The organism is Aurantimonas marina (genome assembly GCF_017183135.1).
GTDB classification, from domain to species: Bacteria; Pseudomonadota; Alphaproteobacteria; order Rhizobiales; family Rhizobiaceae; genus Aurantimonas; species Aurantimonas marina.
In genome coordinates this window covers 215,672-233,216 of record NZ_JADDXW010000002.1, presented here as the reverse complement: position 1 = coordinate 233,216, position 17,545 = coordinate 215,672, and the positions used below count along the sequence as shown (strand labels likewise).

Here is a 17,545-nt window from a genome sequence, read left to right as displayed (position 1 = left end):
GCCGTCATCCGGAGTGTCGCAACCGCTCCCTCAAAAGGCCCAGGTGCGCGCCTTCGAGATCAGGAAATCACGGAAAACCTTGAGCTTTGCCGCATTGCGCATCTGCTCGGGGTAGCAAAGATAGGTGTCGAATGTCGGCATCTCCATCTCCGGCAGCACCTGAACGAGCTTGGCCCGCTTGTCGATCATGTAGTCGGGCAGCAGCGCCACGCCGATCCCGCTCTCGATGGCCGAACGGATGGCGATCAGATTGTTGATCTGCAGGATCGGGTGGCGCACCTTGCCCTCGGGAAGACCGACCGTCTCGAGCGTGTTCAGGTTGCGCAGATAGTTCGGAGCCGGTTCGCCGAAGGTGATGATCCGGTGCTTGTCGAGATCCTCGATCGTTTCCAGCGGCCCGAAGCGCGCCAGATAGGACGGCGCGGCGTAGACGTGAAGATGCACGGTAAACAGGCGGCGCTGGATCAGGTCCGGCTGCTGCGGCTGTCTGAGGCGGATCGCCGCGTCAGCCTTGCGCATCGTGAGGTCGATCTCCTCATTGTCGAAGACCAGCTGCAGTTCGAGTTCGGGGTATAGCTCGAGAAATTCCTTCGAGCGTTCCGTCAACCAGCCGGACCCGAGGCCGACCGTCGTGGTCACGCGGAGCTTGCCGGTCGGCTTTTCCCGCGTCTCTGTGAGCTGCATGCGCACCTGTTCCAGGCGCTTGAGAACCTCGTTGGCGGTCTGGAACAGCAGTTCGCCCTGTTCGGACAGCACCAGGCCGCGCGCATGCCGGTGAAATAGCGGCGCGCCGATCTCCTGCTCCAGGGCGGCGACCTGCCGGCTGATCGCCGACTGGCTGAGATTGAGAGCGTCGGCGGCGTGGGTAAACGAGCCAGCTTCGGCAGCCGCGTGAAAAATCCGCAGTTTGTCCCAGTCGAGCGCCATGGGGTGTCATCTCCAGACGGCTGTGGGCGGGGCGTTCCATGATGCCCGCCCGCTGCCGCTATTCCGCCGCTTGGCGTTCGTTGTCGAGCGCCTGGGCGGCGAGCCATTTCTCGGCTTCGAGGGCCGCCATGCAGCCGAGACCGGCCGCGGTCACCGCTTGGCGATAGACCTCGTCCGCGACGTCGCCCGCCGCGTAGACGCCCGGCACCGACGTCTGCGTCGTGCCGGGCTCCACCCAGAGATAGCCGGACGGCTTCTGTTTCAATTTTCCGACGAACAACTCGACCGCCGGCGCGTGGCCGATGGCGACGAACACGCCGTCGGTCGCCCGCTCGCTGACCTCACCGCTCACGCGGTTTTTCAGGCGTATGCCATTGACCGATTTCATCGGCTTGACCACTCCCAGAATCTCCTCGACCTCGGTGTCCCAGACGATTTCGACATTGTCGGCGGCAAAGAGGCGGTTCTGGAGGATACGCTCGGCCCGCAATTCGTCGCGGCGATGCACCAGCGTCACCGACTTGGCGATATGCGACAGGTACAGCGCTTCCTCGACGGCCGTGTTGCCGCCGCCGACAACGACGACGTCCTTGCCGCGATAGAAGAACCCGTCGCAAGTGGCGCAGGCCGAGACGCCAAAGCCCTGGAACGTCGTCTCGCTTTCCAGGCCGAGCCACTTGGCCTGGGCGCCGGTCGCGATGACCAGCGCATCGCAAGTGTAAACCGCGCCCGAATCGCCGGTCAGCCGGAACGGCCGCTGGTCGAGATCGGCCTCCACGATGACGTCGCTGGCGATCTCCGCCCCGACGTTGAGCGCCTGCGCCTTCATCTGCTCCATCATCCACGGGCCCTGAACAGGGTCGGCATAGCCCGGATAGTTCTCCACATCCGTCGTAATGGTCAGCTGGCCGCCCTCCTGCAGGCCGGCGACGAGCAACGGCTTCATCATGGCACGCGCCGCATAGATCGCGGCCGTATATCCTGCCGGACCCGATCCGACGATCAGAATATCCACATGGCGTTCGGTCATGGCGGCCTCGCTCGATTGGCGTTCGGCAGATGGCATTGCAAGTCGGCCCGTTCAATAGACGAGGGGATGCGGTGCTGCAACATGAGGCGCCCGAGAGCCGTGGGCGGCGAGCATTGAGGTTGCACCGATTGCCGATCCGGAGCCGAGAGGATAAGAAAGCCCGCTGTTTCGTGGCCTTTTCGCGCAGGCTTGCCATTTTTCCCGGAGCCGTTCCATTTTCAGGACCATCGCTCACGTCACCTCGATTTTCGGGCTCGCACTCGCGGCGGCGATGATCATTCCGGCCCTGGTGGACCTTGCCGACGAGAACGAGGAATGGCGGGTCTTCGTCGGAGCCAGCCTTTTGGTCGGCATGGTCAGCGTGCTCGTCGCGGTGGCGACGCGCGGCCAACGGCCCAAGTTCACCCAGCGGCTCGGCTTCCTGCTCGTTACGACCGTCTGGCTGGTGGCGGTCGTCGTCGGCTCGTTGCCGATCTATTTTTCGGAGGTCAATGTCACCTTCGCCGGAGCCTTCTTCGAGTCCATGTCGGGCCTCACCACGACCGGTTCGACGGTGATCTCTGGCCTCGACGCGCTCTCGCCGGGAATCTTGATGTGGCGGTCGCTGCTCCAGTGGCTCGGCGGTATCGGAATCGTCGGCATGGTGCTCTTGATCCTGCCCTCGCTGCAAGCGGGCGGACTGGCATTGTTCCACATGGAGAGTTCCGACAAGTCGGATAAAGTCCTGCCCCGGATCAACCAGCTGGTCGGCGGACTGGTCACGGCGTATGTCGTCCTGACCGTGATGTGCGTGGTGACCTACACTGCCCTCGGCATGACCTTCTTCGATGCGGTCAACCACGCCATGACCACGGTTGCGACCGCCGGCTTTTCGACCCACGACGCTTCGATCGGCTATTTCGACGACAATCGCATCCTGTTCGCCGCTATTGTGTTCATGATCCTCGGGGCCTTGCCCTTCGTGATCTACATCCGGGCGTTCCTGCCCAGACGCTTCCAACTCTGGCGTGATCCGCAGATCGTCGTCTTTCTGATGATCTGCCTGGTGCTCAGTCTCGCGATGTCGGTGACGCGGCGCGTCGTAAATGACACGCCGTTCGACGAGGCGCTGCTTTCCTCGGCGTTCAATCTGGTTTCGATCATCACCACGACCGGTTACGCGTCGGAAGACTACACGCTGTGGTCGAATGCGGCGATCGGCCTATTCTTTCTCGCGACCTTTCTCGGCGGATGCGCCGGGTCGACGAGTGGCGGCATCAAGGCCAATCGGCTTGTCATCCTTTATCTGCTGGTTCGCTCGAGCTTTCGCCGACTGGTGCGGCCGCATGCCGTCATCCGGTTGAAGTATGGCAATGACGACATCTCGCCGCAGACCATCCAGACAGTCACGATATTCTTTTTTCTGTTCTTCGGCGCGCTGCTGACGGGCACGGTCTTGCTGACGATGTTGGGCCTCGACCTGGTCACGGCCTTTACCGGGTCGCTGACGGCGCTCGCCAACGTCGGTCCGGCCTTCGGCCAGATCATCGGCCCGGCGGGCAATTTCGGCTCGCTCCCGGATCCAGTCTTGTGGATCCTGTCGATCGGCATGCTGCTTGGCCGGCTGGAACTGGTGACCGTTCTCATCCTGCTGTTTCCGTCGGTCTGGCTGGATTGATGGCCGGGTGCGCCGCCGCGGCTGCCGGGCCGTCCCTCGATCGGAACCGACCACGAGCCCGCATGCGCATCGTCTATATCAATCTCGACAGGGCCACCGACCGGCGCGCCTTCATGGAAGAGCAGAGCGCCGCGCTCGGGCTGCGCTTTGAGCGTTGTCCGGCTGTCCAAGCCGACGATATCTCGGATGAGACGGCCTACGCCCTCGGTCGGGCCTGGGAGCGGCCGTTGACCAAGCCGGAGCTGGCCTGCTTCCTGTCCCACGAGGCTGTTTGGCGCCAGGCGGCTTCCGCGAACGAGCCGACGCTCATTCTGGAGGACGACGTGCGGCTTGCCGGGCAACTCACGACGTTATTGCCGCGGTTCGCTGAATTGACCGATGTCGATCTCGTCAATCTGGAGAGCTTCGACCGCAAGCGGTTCGTCGCGCGCAACGGGCGGCCGCTCGGCGACGCCACTATTGTGCGAGTCTATCGCGACAAGTCAGGATCGGCCGCCTATCTGCTGTGGCCGAGCGGCGCGCAGAAGCTGCTGGCGCACGTCCGGCTCGGGGCCGCGCCGGTGGATGCCTTTATCCACTCGCTGAAGCGCCTTGTCTCCTATCAGGTAGAGCCGGCGCTCGCGATGCAGCTGCACATCCTGAAGGCGAGGGGCATCGCGCCGCCGATCTCCGTCGGTTCGACCATTCAGGTCTCCCGGCAACGGCTTGCGGTCACGCCCGACAATCTGCCCTTCCACGTCAGGCGCCTGACGACACAGGTTAAGCTGGCGGGAGACCATGTCATGCGTCTGTTCGGCCGGCGGTACAGGCGAACGCGGGTCGACGACGGCGATTTTCAGCCACGGTCCGCGGCGGACCAGAGCCGTTCATAGACACGCTGGATTTCCGCGGCCTCGCGTGCCAGGGGAAATTTCTGCCTGACATGAGCGAGGGCCGCCGCACCCGCGCGCGGCAGCGCATCCGGGTCGGCAAGATAGGTCTCGATGGCGGCCGTGAGCGCCGGCACGTCGTCGACCGGGACGATCCGGCCGGTGGTGCCCTCGACGATCATCTCCCGGAATGCGCCGGCGTCGCTCGCCACCACCGGCGCCCCCGAGGCCATCGCCTCGAGAGGGGTAAGCCCGAAGCCCTCGTTGCGGGGCGGCGCGACGTAAAGGTCAAAGGCCTGGAACCACGGCCTCACATCCGCCACCTCTCCGAGGAAGCGGATACGTTCGGCAAGGCCGGCGGCTTCGACGCGAGTCCGAAGTTCGGCATCGAAGTCCGCATGCTCCGCGGTCGCGCGCCCGGTGATGATAGCCGTCCACTCGGGATAGCGCGGCAAGAGGGCGATCATCGCGTCGATGAAGAGGTCGGTGCCCTTCTGGTGGCGGATGCGCCCGGAGCAACCGATCAGCCGCCGCCCGGCGAGACCGAGCGCGGCCTTCTGCGCGTCGCGCGACGGCGCCGGGCGAAAGCGGTCGAGATCGATGCCGTGCAGGATGATCTCGGCCGGGACCGTGAGGTAGCCGGCGCTTCTGCCGCTCGTCGCGATGACCGCGTCCATGCGCCGGATGAGCCCGCGCGTCCAGCCGGAGTGGTGGCGTTGCGCGGCGGAGGTGAAGACGAGGCGAATCGGCATCCGCAGGACATCGCGCAGCGCGATACCGGCCAGCATCTCGACATTGCGGCGCGCATGCCAGATGCGAAACGGCCGACCAGCGGGGCGCGACCATAACCGGGGGAGATCGCGAAGACGCAGCTTCGGCAGATGGCTCGGCAATCCGGGCCCGAGCGTCGTGATACCGAGCGAGCGTGCCTGGAGAGGGACGAGCTGGACGATCGTCGACGTCACGCCGGACAGCCGGCGTTTGAAGTTCGGCGCGACGACGGCAACGTCGGAGATTTTCGGCAACACCACCTCAGTTCGGGACTTCCCCCGCGAGGCGGAGGACTTCCCGGTACTTTTCCAGCCGGTGTGCATCGTAGCCGCCGGCGCGGCCGCGTTCCAGATTGTCCCGGAGATCGGCGATCTTGACGGGGCGTGCGAGCGGGTTGGCGAGGGCACGGCCTGCAAAGTCGATATAGTCCTCGCCCTCGCGCCTTGTCATGGCGTCCACCGCCTCGATCACCGCGTCGGGAAAGCCTTCGTCGCGAAGCCGCGACAGCGGCCAATCCGGGTTCTTCTCGACGACGTCGTGGAGCAGCGCGACGATCCTGGCGTCTGTGCCTTCAACGGCGTCGGCGACGCGCCGCGGATGGGTGATGAAGGCGTCACCCGCCTTTTCGGTCTGCCCGGCATGAGCCGCCGTCGCGATTTGAAGGGCCCGTTCGATACTCGCCATCGCGCCGCCTCCCAGAGCCGTCGGAATCCCTCAGGCCCAACTGACCCGAAGAATTTCGTAGGAACGCGCGCCGCCTGGCGCCGCGACCTCGACGGTGTCGCCTTCGCCCTTGCCGATCAGGGCGCGGGCGATGGGTGAGGAGATCGAGATGCGTCCCATCTTCACGTCGGCCTCCTGGTCTCCGACGATCTGGTAGACTTTCTCCTCCTCGGTATCCTCGTCGACCAGCTTGACCGTCGCGCCGAACTTCACCTTGTCGCCGGACAGCTTCTTGACGTCGATGACCTCGGCGCGGGCGGTGAGATCCTCCAACTCGGAGATACGCCCCTCGTTCAGGCTCTGGGATTCCTTGGCGGCATGGTATTCAGCGTTTTCGGAAAGGTCCCCGTGCGCCCGTGCCTCGGAGATCGCCGCGATGATCCGCGGCCGCTCTTCCTGTTGGCGGCGACGTAGCTCCTCTCGCAGCGCGTCAAATCCGTGGGTCGTCATCGGGACCTTTTCCATGGCCTCCACCTTTCCCATGCGCGGGCGTGCCGCGACATCGTCTTTTCGTTGGTTGCCGGCAGGCCAAGGCCCGACGCCGGAGCACAATAATAAACCGGCCCCAAACGGCAGCGGCCGTTCGGAACCAGCGAGACAATTCGGACTGCAACGGTGCCTGACGCCCCGTCCGAAGGGCGCGCTTTAATCAGGCAGCCGTAAAGTACGATTGCAACGGCTGAACTTCAAGATTGCCGGTTCTGAGCGCGGCGATTGCCTCGGCGGCGGCGCTCATACCCGCCAAAGTCGTGTAATACGGCACCTTGTGGATCAAGGCCGCGCGGCGCAGCGAGCGCGAATCGGACAGCGCCTTGGCGCCTTCCGTGGTGTTGAGGACGAGCTGCACCTGACGGTTGCGAATCGCGTCCTCGATATGCGGGCGACCCTCCAGCACTTTGTTGATCTTCTCGGCGGCGATCCCGTTATCGATGAGGAAGCGCTGGGTGCCGCCCGTCGCGATCACCTTGAAGCCGAGGTCATAGAGCCGGCGGACGGGCGCGAGGGCGCGCTGCTTGTCCCCGTCACGAACCGAGACGAACACCGTGCCGTCGCGGGGCAGTTCGACGCCGGCGCCGAGCTGTGACTTGGCAAAGGCGACGGCGAAGTCGTAATCGAGACCCATGACTTCGCCGGTCGAGCGCATCTCGGGGCCGAGCAGGGTGTCGACGCCGGGGAAGCGGGCGAAGGGGAACACCGCCTCCTTGACCGCGATATGCTTCAGGCCGCGCGGGTCGGGCGCGCCGCCATAGGCCGCGAAGGCCGCCTCGAGGGTTTCGCCGGCCATGATCCGCGCCGCCACCTTGGCGATCGGCGAGCCGATGGTCTTGGCGACGAACGGCACGGTACGCGAGGCGCGGGGATTGACCTCCAGGACATAGATGTCGTCGCCCTTAATGGCGAACTGGACGTTCATCAGGCCGCCGACCTTGAGCGCCAGCGCCATGTCGCGGGTCTGGCGGGCAAGCTCGTCGGTGATCGCCGTCGACAGCGAGCGCACCGGCAGCGAACAGGCGGAGTCGCCGGAATGGATGCCGGCTTCCTCGATATGCTCCATGATGCCGGCGACATAGGTGGATGTGCCGTCCGACAGGCAATCGACATCCACCTCGATCGCGTCCTTGAGATAGGAGTCGATCAGCACCGGCGATTTGCCCGAGACGACCACGGCCTGGGTGATGTAGCGCTCGAACTGCGGCTCGTTGCGAACGATCTCCATCGCCCGGCCGCCGAGCACGTAGGACGGGCGGATGACCACCGGATAGCCGATTTCGGCGACGATCCGCCGCGCCTCCTCGACCGAGCGGGCAATGCCGTTGCGCGGCTGGCGCAGATCGAGATCGGTGAGCAGCTTTTGAAAGCGGTCACGGTCCTCGGCGAGGTCGATCGCGTCCGGCGAGGTGCCGAGGATGGGGATGCCGGCCTTTTCCAGCGCGTCGGCGAGCTTTAGCGGCGTCTGGCCGCCGAACTGCACGATGACCCCCTGCAGCGTCCCCCTGGCCTGTTCGACCTTCAGGATCTCCAGCACGTCCTCGGCCGTCAGCGGCTCGAAATACAGCCGGTCCGAGGTGTCGTAATCGGTCGAGACGGTCTCGGGATTGCAGTTGATCATGATCGCCTCGAAGCCGGCGTCCTTGAGGGCGAAGGCGGCGTGGCAGCAGCAATAATCGAACTCGATGCCCTGGCCGATCCGGTTCGGGCCGCCGCCGAGGATGACGACCTTCTTGGCGTCGCTGACCTCGGCTTCGGACCTCAGCGCGCCGGCGAAAGGCCGCTCGTAGGTCGAGTACATGTAGGGGGTAGGGGAGGCGAATTCGGCCGCGCAGGTGTCGATCCGCTTGTAGACCGGGTGAATGTCGAGCCGGTTCCGCAAGGCGGCGACATCCGCCTCGTCCTGACCGACGAGCTTCGCCAGCCGGGCATCGGAAAAGCCGACCGACTTCAAGAAGCGCAGGTTGTCGGCGTCCTTGGGCAGGCCGTGCTCGCGGACCCGTGCCTCGAGATCGACGATCGCCTTGATGCGGGCGATGAACCACGGGTCGATCTTGCAGGATTGGTGAACCTGCTCCGGACTGGTGCCCATGCGCAGCGCCTGGGCGACCATCAGCAGGCGGTCGGGCGTTGGCGTTCCGAGCGCGGCGCGGATCGCGTTCTTGTCGTCGCCCTCGCCGATGCCGGGAATCTCGATCTCGTCGAGGCCGTCGAGCCCGGTTTCCAGGCCCCGCAGCGCCTTCTGCAGCGATTCCTCGAAGGTCCGGCCGATCGCCATGACTTCGCCGACCGACTTCATCGCCGTGGTCAGATACGGTTCGGCGCCGGGGAATTTCTCGAAGGCGAAACGCGGGATCTTGGTGACGACATAGTCGATCGAGGGCTCGAACGAGGCGGGCGTCGCGCCGCCGGTGATGTCGTTGTCGAGTTCGTCGAGCGTGTAGCCGACGGCAAGCTTGGCGGCGATCTTGGCGATCGGAAAGCCGGTCGCCTTGGAGGCCAGCGCCGAGGAGCGGGAGACCCGCGGGTTCATCTCGATGACGACCAGGCGCCCGTTTTCCGGGTTCACCGCGAACTGCACGTTCGAGCCGCCGGTCTCCACCCCGATCTCGCGCAACACCGCGATCGAGGCGTTGCGCATGATCTGGTATTCCTTGTCGGTCAGCGTCAGCGCCGGCGCGACGGTGATGGAATCCCCGGTATGGACGCCCATCGGGTCGATGTTCTCGATCGAACAGATGATGATGCAGTTGTCCGCCTTGTCGCGAACGACCTCCATCTCGTATTCCTTCCAGCCGAGCACGCTCTCCTCAACCAGCACCTCGGTGGTCGGCGAGGCGTCGAGCCCGCCCTCGACGATCTCGAAGAATTCCGAGCGGTTGTAGGCGATGCCGCCGCCGGTGCCGCCGAGAGTGAAGGACGGGCGGATGATGGCCGGCAGGCCGACCGCGTCGAGCGCCTCGGCGGCGGCGGCCAGCGCCCGCGTCATGTAGCGCTGCTTGCGATCGGCTTCGCCAAGCTGCCACGCGTCCTCGAGCGCGGTCAACGCGGCATCCCGAGCCGCCGGCTCGGCGGTCGTGCGGATGATCTCGGCTTTGCGATCATCGTGGACGAGCCGATCGGCGGCCTTGGCGTCGGTGGCGTTGGCCAATACGGAGCGGGGCGTCTCCAGGCCGATCTTCGCCATCGCCTGGCGGAAGAGGGCCCGGTCCTCCGCCTTGTCGATGGCGTGGGCGTCGGCGCCGATCATCTCGACACCGTATTTCTCCAGAACGCCCATGCGCCGCAGCGACAGCGCCGTGTTCAGCGCGGTCTGCCCGCCCATCGTCGGCAGGATCGCGTCCGGCCGCTCCTTGGCGATGATCTTGGCGACCACCTCCGGCGTGATCGGCTCGATGTAGGTGGCGTCGGCGAGATCGGGGTCGGTCATGATCGTCGCCGGGTTCGAATTGACCAGGACGATCCGATAGCCTTCCTCCTTCAGCGCCTTGCAGGCCTGGGTGCCGGAATAGTCGAATTCGCAGGCCTGGCCGATGATGATCGGGCCCGCACCGATGATGAGGATGGTGTGGATGTCGGTGCGTTTCGGCATGGGAGGCTGTCGTCCGGTTTGGTTGCGCGCCAAGATTCCGCCCGCATCAGGGATGCGGCCGGTTGCGGCAGGTTATGTCGAGGCTAAGACCGGCTTATAGGCAAGCGGATTGCAATCCGAAAGAGCCGGCGCGGTGGAATCTGGTCGTGTGCTGAAATTCGTCCGAACCGGCCCGACCGTTTGTCAGGTTCCGGGGCGGTCGCCGCCGCGCTTGCCCCCGGCCGATGCCGCATGCGAGAGGATATCGTCGCGATAGGCGTCATATCCCAGAGCGAGGGCGAGGCAGGCGAGTTCGACGGTCTTCGGGATTTCCACCGCCTTGCCGTCCCGATGGCCCTTTTCGTAATATTGGATCACCCGCTTCTTCAGCCCGAGCCGCTCGGCTGCGTCCTTCTGCTTCAGCCCGAGCGATTTGCGCCAGGTTCGAAAAGCTTCCGGGTCCATCGGAACTCCCCTCCATACAGCCACGTCGTGGGGCCGCGCCGCCGCGGCGGACCAGCTTCGAGAAAGCCGGGTCTGCTTAGATCGTCGCCTCGGAAAAGTCGATTCGACGGTCGCGCCTCCGTCCCGAAACTGCTGGGTGGATGCCTCCGAAAAATGCACCTCGTGCGCAATAATCGCTTGACTTAACGCACAGAGTGCGCATTTATGAAATGATTGCAATCGGGCGACCATCATTCCTTCCGGTTGAAGTTGACCGGATGGAAGCCTTCGGTGGCTAGGGTTTCATTTCGAACGAGGAGCGCGAACATGCTTTCGGATATCATCGTCGGCCGCTCTTCCTATGGCGGCGACCGGGGCAGGGACGACCTGCACCGTCATGCTACCTTCAGTTGCGGCTTCCGCAGCTGGGTGAAGCGGATCTTGATGCGGTTCCGCGCGGCGTAAGCCGCCGACGGACCGAAACACCCATAGGCAGACAGCAGGAAGGCGCCGGATCGCTCCGGCGCCTTCCCGCGTTTTTTCGGCTTTTTGACGGGGCTCCGGCGCTCAGGCGGCGATCTTGCCGGCCTTGTGATCGTCGATCATCCGGAAAAACCGCTGGAACAGATAGTGCGAATCCTGCGGGCCGGGTGAGGCCTCGGGGTGATGCTGGACCGAGAACACCGGCTTGCCGGCAACGCGCAGACCGCAGTTCGAGCCGTCGAACAGCGAGCGATGGGTCTCCTCGACGCCGGCGGGGAGGGAATCGGCGGCCACGGCGAAGCCGTGGTTCATCGACACGATCTCGACCTTGCCGGTGGTGAAATCCTTGACCGGATGGTTGGCGCCGTGATGGCCCTGATGCATCTTCTCGGTCCGCCCGCCGAGCGCCAGAGCCAGCATCTGGTGGCCAAGGCAGATGCCGAACACCGGCACGCCCTTGTCGACCAGCGTCTTGACCGTCGGCACGGCGTAATCGCCGGTCGCGGCCGGGTCGCCGGGGCCGTTCGACAGGAATACCCCGTCCGGCTCGTGCGCGAGAATCTCCTCGGCGCTCGCCGTCGGCGGCACCAGAACGACCTTGGCGCCCTGGCCGGCCATCAGCCGCAGGATATTGCGCTTGGTGCCGTAGTCGATCGCGACGATCGTGTAGCGCGGCGCGGCCTCCGCCGCATAGCCTTCGTTCCACACCCAGGGTTTTTCGTCCCAGACCGCGCTCTGGCCCGTGCCGACGTCCTTGGCCAGATCGAGCCCGACGATGCCGCCCCAGGCCGCCGCGCGGGCCTTCAGCGCGTCGATGTCGAAATTCCCGTCCGGATCGTGGGCGATCACCGCGTTGGGCATGCCGGTCTCGCGGATCAGCGCCGTCAGCGCCCGCGTGTCGACGCCCGACAGCGCGATGACGCCCCGCTGTTTCAGCCAGGCGTCGAGATGGCCCGCCGAGCGGTAGTTCGACGGCTCGGAAATGTTGGCCCGGAAGATCGCGCCAACCGCCCCCGCGGCCCTTGCCGGGGTCAGGTCTTCCTGGTCCTCGGCATTGGCGCCGACATTGCCGATATGCGGGAAGGTGAAGGTGACGATCTGGCGGCTGTAGGAGGGGTCGGTGAGGATTTCCTGATAGCCGGTCAATGCGGTGTTGAAGCACACCTCGCCCTCGATCGCGCCGGTCGCGCCGAGGCCGAAGCCCTCGATCACGGTTCCGTCCGCGAGCACGAGGAGCGCGGTGGTCTTGCGCGTCGTCCAGCCGTCGGTCATGGTCTCACCTTTCAGTCGTCGGGTATGCTGGCGCATTGCCACAATCGGGGCGCCATCTGCCAGGGATCGCGTCGGTTCGCCATGATATCGGCGCATGGCAGCCTTGGCGCAACCACCCTTGCGCGCCGCCCGGCAATTCTCTACATCCGCGCCGCATTGCACTGCAAGAGGCGGCGTCAGCATTGGCGGATGGCCGCCGGTGCGACACGTTCGGGCGCCGTGTCCGATGCAATTGAGAGACACGACCCGTCAAGTTCGAAGCCCGCCCCGGCTTGTAGGGGCGTGGGGGCTTTACCTAAGTTAAGAACAGGTGTCGATTACGCGCCACGCTGGCCGGCTTCGGTCCGCGTGGGCGGATTCGGCCAAACGCGAAAGTCACGACCATGCGCGAGCATCTCGCGGACGCTCTGAACGCAGCGACCCAAAGCCAGGATAAACGCCGCATTTCGACGCTGCGGCTGATCAACGCGGCGATCAAGGATCGCGACGTTGCCAATCGCAATGCCGGGCGCGACCCGGTCGGCGACGACGAAGTGCTGCACATCCTCGCCAAGATGATCAAGCAGCGGATCGAATCGGCCAAGGACTACGAAGACAGGGGCCGGCTGGAACTGGCCGAACAGGAGCGCGAGGAAATCGCGGTCATCCGCGACCTGCTCCCCCCGCAGCTCAATTCCGGCGAAATGGAACAGGCCTGCCGCCAGGTGGTCGAGGAGACCGACGCCAAGGGCCTGCGCGATGTCGGCCGCTGCATGAACGCCCTCAAGGAGCGCTTCCCCGGCACCCTCGACATCGGCAAGGCCTCGACCGTGGTGAAGGGCTTGCTGCGGTAGGGGCGGGGGCGTTTGCGAGCCAACGCGGACATTCGTGACGAGTGGGCGGAAAGGCAGCTTCGCGCCCAAAGCGGATATTGGAGCAGCTCTTGCCACCTCTTAAAAGTGGACATTAAGATCCCCCGGGCTCAGTTGAAGTCGCCGTTCGGCTACGTGAGGAATCCTCCTTCACAGAACCAATCGGATAAGGCGAGCGCCTGATACGTGGCTGTCTGCCAGCTGTTTAGGTACGCTCGCCTCGCGCTCTCTGCGCGATCGGCGAGGAACGCGCGGATGTCGTCTGCGGTGCCCTTATGCGAGATCCGCTCGAGGGAGAATCGGATGTTGTTGAGTTCAACGCCGGAGTGGCTCGAGTATAGCTCGCCCAGCCGGAAAGATTTGAAATGGGCCTCGGCCCGGGCGGACTTGGCAGGAGGCCAGCCTGGGGGGGCAGAGACCGAGAAGCGCAGCGCCGCGGGTGCGCCCTCAATCACTTCCGCCGAGAGCCACTGGGCATCGTCGAAATTGTCAAAGTAAGGATGAAAACCCTGCTCGACCTCCGAGTTGGGCTGGTGATCAAGCTTGCCCTTATTGCATTCGGCGCAGGCGGGGACGAGATTGATCGGCACGATGATTAAGTTCGCGTGGATCGTCTGCGGCAGATAGTGGTCAAGTGTGGACACTGTCCGCTGTGCGCATAGCGGGCATACGTCGTTTCTCGGGGCGGCCTTCAGGGCATCGTACATCGAGCGTGTTCGCACACTCTTCACGAACGTCGCAGCGTAGACGCGCCTCATTTCCGCGGTCGTCAAGACGCCCGCGATGCCGTCAGAGGGCGCTACGGTATAGAGCGTCATCCCCACTCCGCGCATCAGGTAGTCGGTTTCCGAGAGCACCACATTGTTGGCTACGACGGTCAGCTTACCGGATAGGCTGGCGTCGCGGATGCTGGCGATACACGCGTTCAGTACATCGGCAGCGTTGAATGCAGGCTTCGGGAGAGAACGCATCAGATTCGGTCCCGCTCAAGCACCAGCGCACGGAGAATAGCACGCGCTTCTGCACCAAGCTGGCCACCGTAGAGCTCGATCACCTGATCATAGCCGAGACCGCGTTGGAAGACGGCTTCGGCCAGCAGCCGATGGAAGCCGGTGCGTGTGACCTCAAGGCTAAAGACCTCTCGTGTTAGGATGCCGACGTTCTCGCCAAAGGTCTCTATTGCCGGACGTTCGACCTCAGACACGCGGCCTGCGCGCCGAAGTTTCCACGCGCACGATCGTGGCACCTCCTGCAGCACCACTGGTGAATGGGTCGCCACGATTGCCACCCCGTTGCGTACCACGAGTAGCCGGGAAAGGCTCCTGATGAACGCGGACAGTAGCGGCGGGTGCAAATGACCCTCCGGTTCGTCGATGATCACGAGCGTCCGTTCATCTACGAGCTCAACCAGACGCGTAATCGTAAGAAGGACGATGGCATGGCCGGAACTGAGCAGACCGAAGCGTCGCTCTGCCGTGGCGCGCCAATCTTCCCCCTCCCCATCTAGGAGTTCGCCGATTTCCGCCTCGGCGAACAGGTCGTCAGCCTCTAGAATCCCGACGGCTTCGCGCCAGCGAGCGCGCCGAAGCCCCGTTCGACACCGCTCGAGGCTCTTGCGAAAGTCGACGGCGAGGTCCTTCCCAATCTTTAATCCCTTTTGGGCCTCCAATTCGGTGGTCGCTTCGCGCAAACCGACCTGCTCGATCGGTAGTGGATCTGTTGGCGCGGGAACGATCGCGAAGTCGTCGAAGGCGCTGAAGGACACCAGCACCAAGCTCGAGAATGCGCCTTCACCCGCGCGGACGATCTCGAACTGAACTAGGCCGCCGGAATCGGCCGCGTCGTCGTGACGGTCAAGCAAGGCCTTGATCAGACCACCCATGGCACGCGTCTTGCCGACGCCGTTCCGTCCTATCAGCACGTGGACGTTTGTCGGGGGCTGTGATTCGGGCATGACCGCGAAGTTCATCGTTGGCGGCAGGATGGGTGGACCGTCGGGCGCCTGCGAAGGTGGGAGGGTGTATTGAAAGCTGAACTCGGTGAGCTCTACTTCGCCACGCGTCAAGCGGTGCAAACGGCCCGTGACGCTGGTCGCGCTGACGCTGCGCAGTAGCGACTGTGTCATAGAGGGCTCGGTTTGGACCGAAGCGAAAAGATCGAGATCGTAGGCACAGTCCCGCAGGCCGAGCAGGATGCGCTGTCTTTGCGGCTCGCTCAGTATCCCAAGGGATTGGTAGTAGTCCTCTCCTTGGCCGAGAGAGAAGAAGCCAGGCGGCAACTGATCGAACTCGGCGGGGACTTCGGGTGCCCGGTATCCGGGTTGCACTTGATTGGCGGGCAGGAGCCCCTCACGGCCGATCTTCACAGAGCCAATCTGATGGCGGCCACCCCTCTCGTCGATCACTAGCACCGTGAACATCGTGCGAAAGGAGAACCAATCGTCCCAGCTGTCTGTGATCAAATACGCGCAGTCTCGCGCGTCATTTGGGATCGCACTGATTAAGACTCTGAAAAACATACTTCGTCGGTGACCACCATGGTGATTATTTTCGCATGGTGCGTGCGCATCGCGCGACGCGCAATGGTAAACACTCCTGAGCGTCTAACGACCAATAGCAGTTGATCCAGAGTTAGCTGCTCTATCGGCGGTCGGAATGTCTGCTTCTTTGCATTTCGAGATCAAAGCCGCCAGTCTCCTGTCGGCCCATTCCGGTAGACAAAATGGCGCGGAGACTTGACCGACCGCGTGAAGTCGGCCCATCACTCGCGCCGAATGCAGATAGTGCCACAGCCCAATGCCGCACCATGTTCTGCGCAATAGGAGTTGCGAGATGGCGCGAAAAATTCGGGACGCGAGTTGGCTCGAGAACGAGGCCACCGCAACCGCGCCTCCTGAGCCGTGCTGGCTCTGCGGCCGATTGCTGGGTGAGACCGTGGACCGTTTCCACCCGATCCCCAAAAGCCGGGGTGGCCGTGACACCGTTCTTGTCCATCCCATCTGCCGGGAGACCATCGACGCCAATTTCACGGCGAGCGAACTGGTCCGCCACGCAGAAAGCGGGACGCCCCTTACGGACAACCAGACGGTCGCACGATTCGTAAAATGGGTCGCCAAGAAGCCTGCCGACTTTCACTCTGCGACCAAGTAGGGTGGTCAGCCCGGCAGCGACCGGTCTGAGATCGCCAGGACGATCAAGCTGACCCGTATGTCCGCCTCCCACCCGCCGTCCGCGCCCACTGCCAGAGGCCCCACTCAAAACAGCAGTGCCCAGATCAGCGGCAGGATGATCGCCGTCGCCAGGGCGTTGAGGCCCATGGCGAGGCCGGAAAACGCGCCCGCCACCTCGCTTTCCTGCAGCGCCCGCGCCGTGCCGATGCCGTGCGAGGCCGTGCCCAGGGCAAAGCCGCGCGCCGCCGGATCGCGAATGCCGAGGGCATCGAGCAGCACCGGCCCGAGCGCGGCGCCCAAGATGCCGGTCGCGATCACCAGCACCGCCGTCAGCGAGGGCAGGCCGCCGAGCTTTTCGGCAATGCCCATGGCGACCGGCGCGGTCGCCGATTTCGGCGCCAGCGCGATCAGGCTGATCGGGTCGGCTCGCAACAAAAGGCCGAGGCCGACGGCCGACACGATCGCCGTCAGCGAGCCGGTGAGAAGGCTCGCTGCGATGGCGGCGGCGCTCTGGCGCACCTTGTCGAACTGGCGGTAGAGCGGGATCGCCAGCGCCACCGTCGCCGGGCCGAGCAGGAAGTGGATGAACTGCGCGCCCTCGAAATAGGTCTGGTAGCTCGTCCCGGTCAGCGTCAGCGCCGCGACGACGAGGATCACCGTGACCAGTACGGGATTGAGCAGCGCCGTCGATCCGGCCTTGCGATAGACGAAGCTCGCCGCCTGATAGGCGATCAGCGTCATGGTCAGCGACAGGAGCGGGCTCGCGGCCAGATAAACCCAGACGTCGGTCAGCCGGTCAGGCATCGCTCTGCTCCTTCCGGCCGGGGCCGAAGCGATTCATCACCAGGGCGGTGACGGCGATCGTCAGGAGCGTCGAGACGATCAGCGTTATGCCGATCGGCAGCGCGTCGCCTTCCAGCCGGGCGAGATGCACCATGATGCCGGCGCCGGCCGGCACGAATAAAAGCGAGAGATTGGCCAGCAGCCCGTCGCCGACCGCGCCGAGGTTTTGCGGAACATTGCCCTTGATCAGCAGCGCGGCGAACAAAAGCGCCATGCCGATGACCGGGCCGGGGAGGGGCAGGGCGGTGGCGACGGTGATCGCCTCGCCGGCGAGCTGGCAGACGAAAATGGCGGTGAGGGCTTGCAGCATGATCGGCTCCCGGCTTTGCGGACGCCAAGCTATCGCCGAATTGCGCGTCCATCCGCAAGCGCGACCGAATGGCGACGCGATTGCTGACGGACGTTAGCAATGGGGGCTATGATCGGAGACGAGTCCGACCTATCAG

General features: G+C 64.5%; 17 protein-coding genes. 5 read left to right on the top strand and 12 right to left on the bottom strand.

Translation table 11 applies throughout. The annotated features are described in order from the left end of the window. Positions 1 to 30 precede the first annotated feature (30 nt). Both ING15_RS03875 and trxB read right to left on the bottom strand, forming a co-directional pair. Positions 31 to 927: a LysR family transcriptional regulator gene (locus ING15_RS03875; protein WP_206453460.1), complete on the bottom strand. Its 897-nt coding sequence runs from the start codon at positions 925 to 927 to the stop codon at positions 31 to 33. Between the two features lie 58 nt (positions 928 to 985). Then, the gene (gene trxB, locus ING15_RS03870; protein ID WP_206453459.1) at positions 986 to 1,957 is read right to left on the bottom strand and encodes a thioredoxin-disulfide reductase; all 972 of its coding nucleotides are present in this window, start codon (positions 1,955 to 1,957) and stop codon (positions 986 to 988) included. Between the two features lie 271 nt (positions 1,958 to 2,228). On the opposite strand from trxB, the gene ING15_RS03865 reads away from it, so the two are divergent. After that, complete coding sequence (locus ING15_RS03865) at positions 2,229 to 3,614, top strand: TrkH family potassium uptake protein (RefSeq protein WP_206453458.1); 1,386 nt, start codon at positions 2,229 to 2,231, stop codon at positions 3,612 to 3,614. A gap of 62 nt (positions 3,615 to 3,676) precedes the next feature. Further along, positions 3,677 to 4,486 (top strand): glycosyltransferase family 25 protein, encoded by an 810-nt coding sequence (locus ING15_RS03860; RefSeq protein ID WP_206453457.1) that lies wholly within the window; start codon positions 3,677 to 3,679, stop codon positions 4,484 to 4,486. On the opposite strand, the gene ING15_RS03855 is transcribed toward ING15_RS03860, so the two are convergent. The 5 genes from ING15_RS03855 to ING15_RS03835 form a co-directional block, all read right to left on the bottom strand. Next, positions 4,450 to 5,511 carry a glycosyltransferase family 4 protein gene (locus ING15_RS03855; protein WP_332873762.1) on the bottom strand — a complete coding sequence of 354 codons (1,062 nt, stop codon included), beginning with the start codon at positions 5,509 to 5,511 and terminating at the stop codon, positions 4,450 to 4,452. The genes ING15_RS03860 and ING15_RS03855 overlap by 37 nt on opposite strands. Positions 5,512 to 5,515: 4 nt before the next feature. Beyond that, the gene (locus ING15_RS03850) at positions 5,516 to 5,938 is read right to left on the bottom strand and encodes a hypothetical protein (RefSeq protein ID WP_206453455.1); all 423 of its coding nucleotides are present in this window, start codon (positions 5,936 to 5,938) and stop codon (positions 5,516 to 5,518) included. 30 nt (positions 5,939 to 5,968) lie between these two features. Beyond that, positions 5,969 to 6,442: a transcription elongation factor GreA gene (gene greA / locus ING15_RS03845; RefSeq protein ID WP_206453454.1), complete on the bottom strand. Its 474-nt coding sequence runs from the start codon at positions 6,440 to 6,442 to the stop codon at positions 5,969 to 5,971. A 184-nt stretch (positions 6,443 to 6,626) separates the two neighbouring features. Continuing rightward, on the bottom strand, positions 6,627 to 10,058 hold the full coding sequence (gene carB / locus ING15_RS03840) for a carbamoyl-phosphate synthase large subunit (RefSeq protein WP_206453453.1): 3,432 nt from the start codon (positions 10,056 to 10,058) through the stop codon (positions 6,627 to 6,629). Positions 10,059 to 10,241: 183 nt separating this feature from the next. Continuing rightward, positions 10,242 to 10,502, bottom strand: coding sequence for a helix-turn-helix domain-containing protein (locus ING15_RS03835; protein ID WP_206453452.1), 261 nt, complete (start codon positions 10,500 to 10,502; stop codon positions 10,242 to 10,244). A gap of 306 nt (positions 10,503 to 10,808) precedes the next feature. Between ING15_RS03835 and ING15_RS03830 the strand changes: the two genes are divergently transcribed. Further along, the gene (locus ING15_RS03830; protein WP_206453451.1) at positions 10,809 to 10,946 is read left to right on the top strand and encodes a hypothetical protein; all 138 of its coding nucleotides are present in this window, start codon (positions 10,809 to 10,811) and stop codon (positions 10,944 to 10,946) included. A gap of 102 nt (positions 10,947 to 11,048) precedes the next feature. Here the strand turns inward: ING15_RS03830 and carA are convergent, their stop codons facing one another. Continuing rightward, positions 11,049 to 12,236 (bottom strand): glutamine-hydrolyzing carbamoyl-phosphate synthase small subunit, encoded by a 1,188-nt coding sequence (gene carA / locus ING15_RS03825; protein WP_206453450.1) that lies wholly within the window; start codon positions 12,234 to 12,236, stop codon positions 11,049 to 11,051. A 383-nt stretch (positions 12,237 to 12,619) separates the two neighbouring features. Between carA and ING15_RS03820 the strand changes: the two genes are divergently transcribed. Beyond that, the gene (locus ING15_RS03820; protein ID WP_206453449.1) at positions 12,620 to 13,069 is read left to right on the top strand and encodes a GatB/YqeY domain-containing protein; all 450 of its coding nucleotides are present in this window, start codon (positions 12,620 to 12,622) and stop codon (positions 13,067 to 13,069) included. A 149-nt stretch (positions 13,070 to 13,218) separates the two neighbouring features. Here ING15_RS03820 and ING15_RS03815 read toward each other — a convergent pair whose 3' ends face one another. Both ING15_RS03815 and ING15_RS03810 read right to left on the bottom strand, forming a co-directional pair. Continuing rightward, complete coding sequence (locus tag ING15_RS03815; RefSeq protein ID WP_206453448.1) at positions 13,219 to 14,058, bottom strand: hypothetical protein; 840 nt, start codon at positions 14,056 to 14,058, stop codon at positions 13,219 to 13,221. Continuing rightward, on the bottom strand, positions 14,058 to 15,548 hold the full coding sequence (locus ING15_RS03810; RefSeq protein ID WP_232845544.1) for an AAA family ATPase: 1,491 nt from the start codon (positions 15,546 to 15,548) through the stop codon (positions 14,058 to 14,060). Before ING15_RS03810 ends, ING15_RS03815 begins: the two co-directional genes overlap by 1 nt. Positions 15,549 to 15,918: 370 nt before the next feature. Between ING15_RS03810 and ING15_RS03805 the strand changes: the two genes are divergently transcribed. Further along, positions 15,919 to 16,236, top strand: a complete 318-nt coding sequence (locus ING15_RS03805) for a hypothetical protein (protein WP_206453446.1) — start codon at positions 15,919 to 15,921, stop codon at positions 16,234 to 16,236. A gap of 104 nt (positions 16,237 to 16,340) precedes the next feature. Here the strand turns inward: ING15_RS03805 and ING15_RS03800 are convergent, their stop codons facing one another. Both ING15_RS03800 and ING15_RS03795 read right to left on the bottom strand, forming a co-directional pair. Next, the gene (locus ING15_RS03800) at positions 16,341 to 17,060 is read right to left on the bottom strand and encodes an LrgB family protein (protein WP_206453445.1); all 720 of its coding nucleotides are present in this window, start codon (positions 17,058 to 17,060) and stop codon (positions 16,341 to 16,343) included. Further along, positions 17,053 to 17,409: a CidA/LrgA family protein gene (locus ING15_RS03795; RefSeq protein WP_206453444.1), complete on the bottom strand. Its 357-nt coding sequence runs from the start codon at positions 17,407 to 17,409 to the stop codon at positions 17,053 to 17,055. Before ING15_RS03795 ends, ING15_RS03800 begins: the two co-directional genes overlap by 8 nt. Between the last annotated feature and the right edge of the window lie 136 nt (positions 17,410 to 17,545).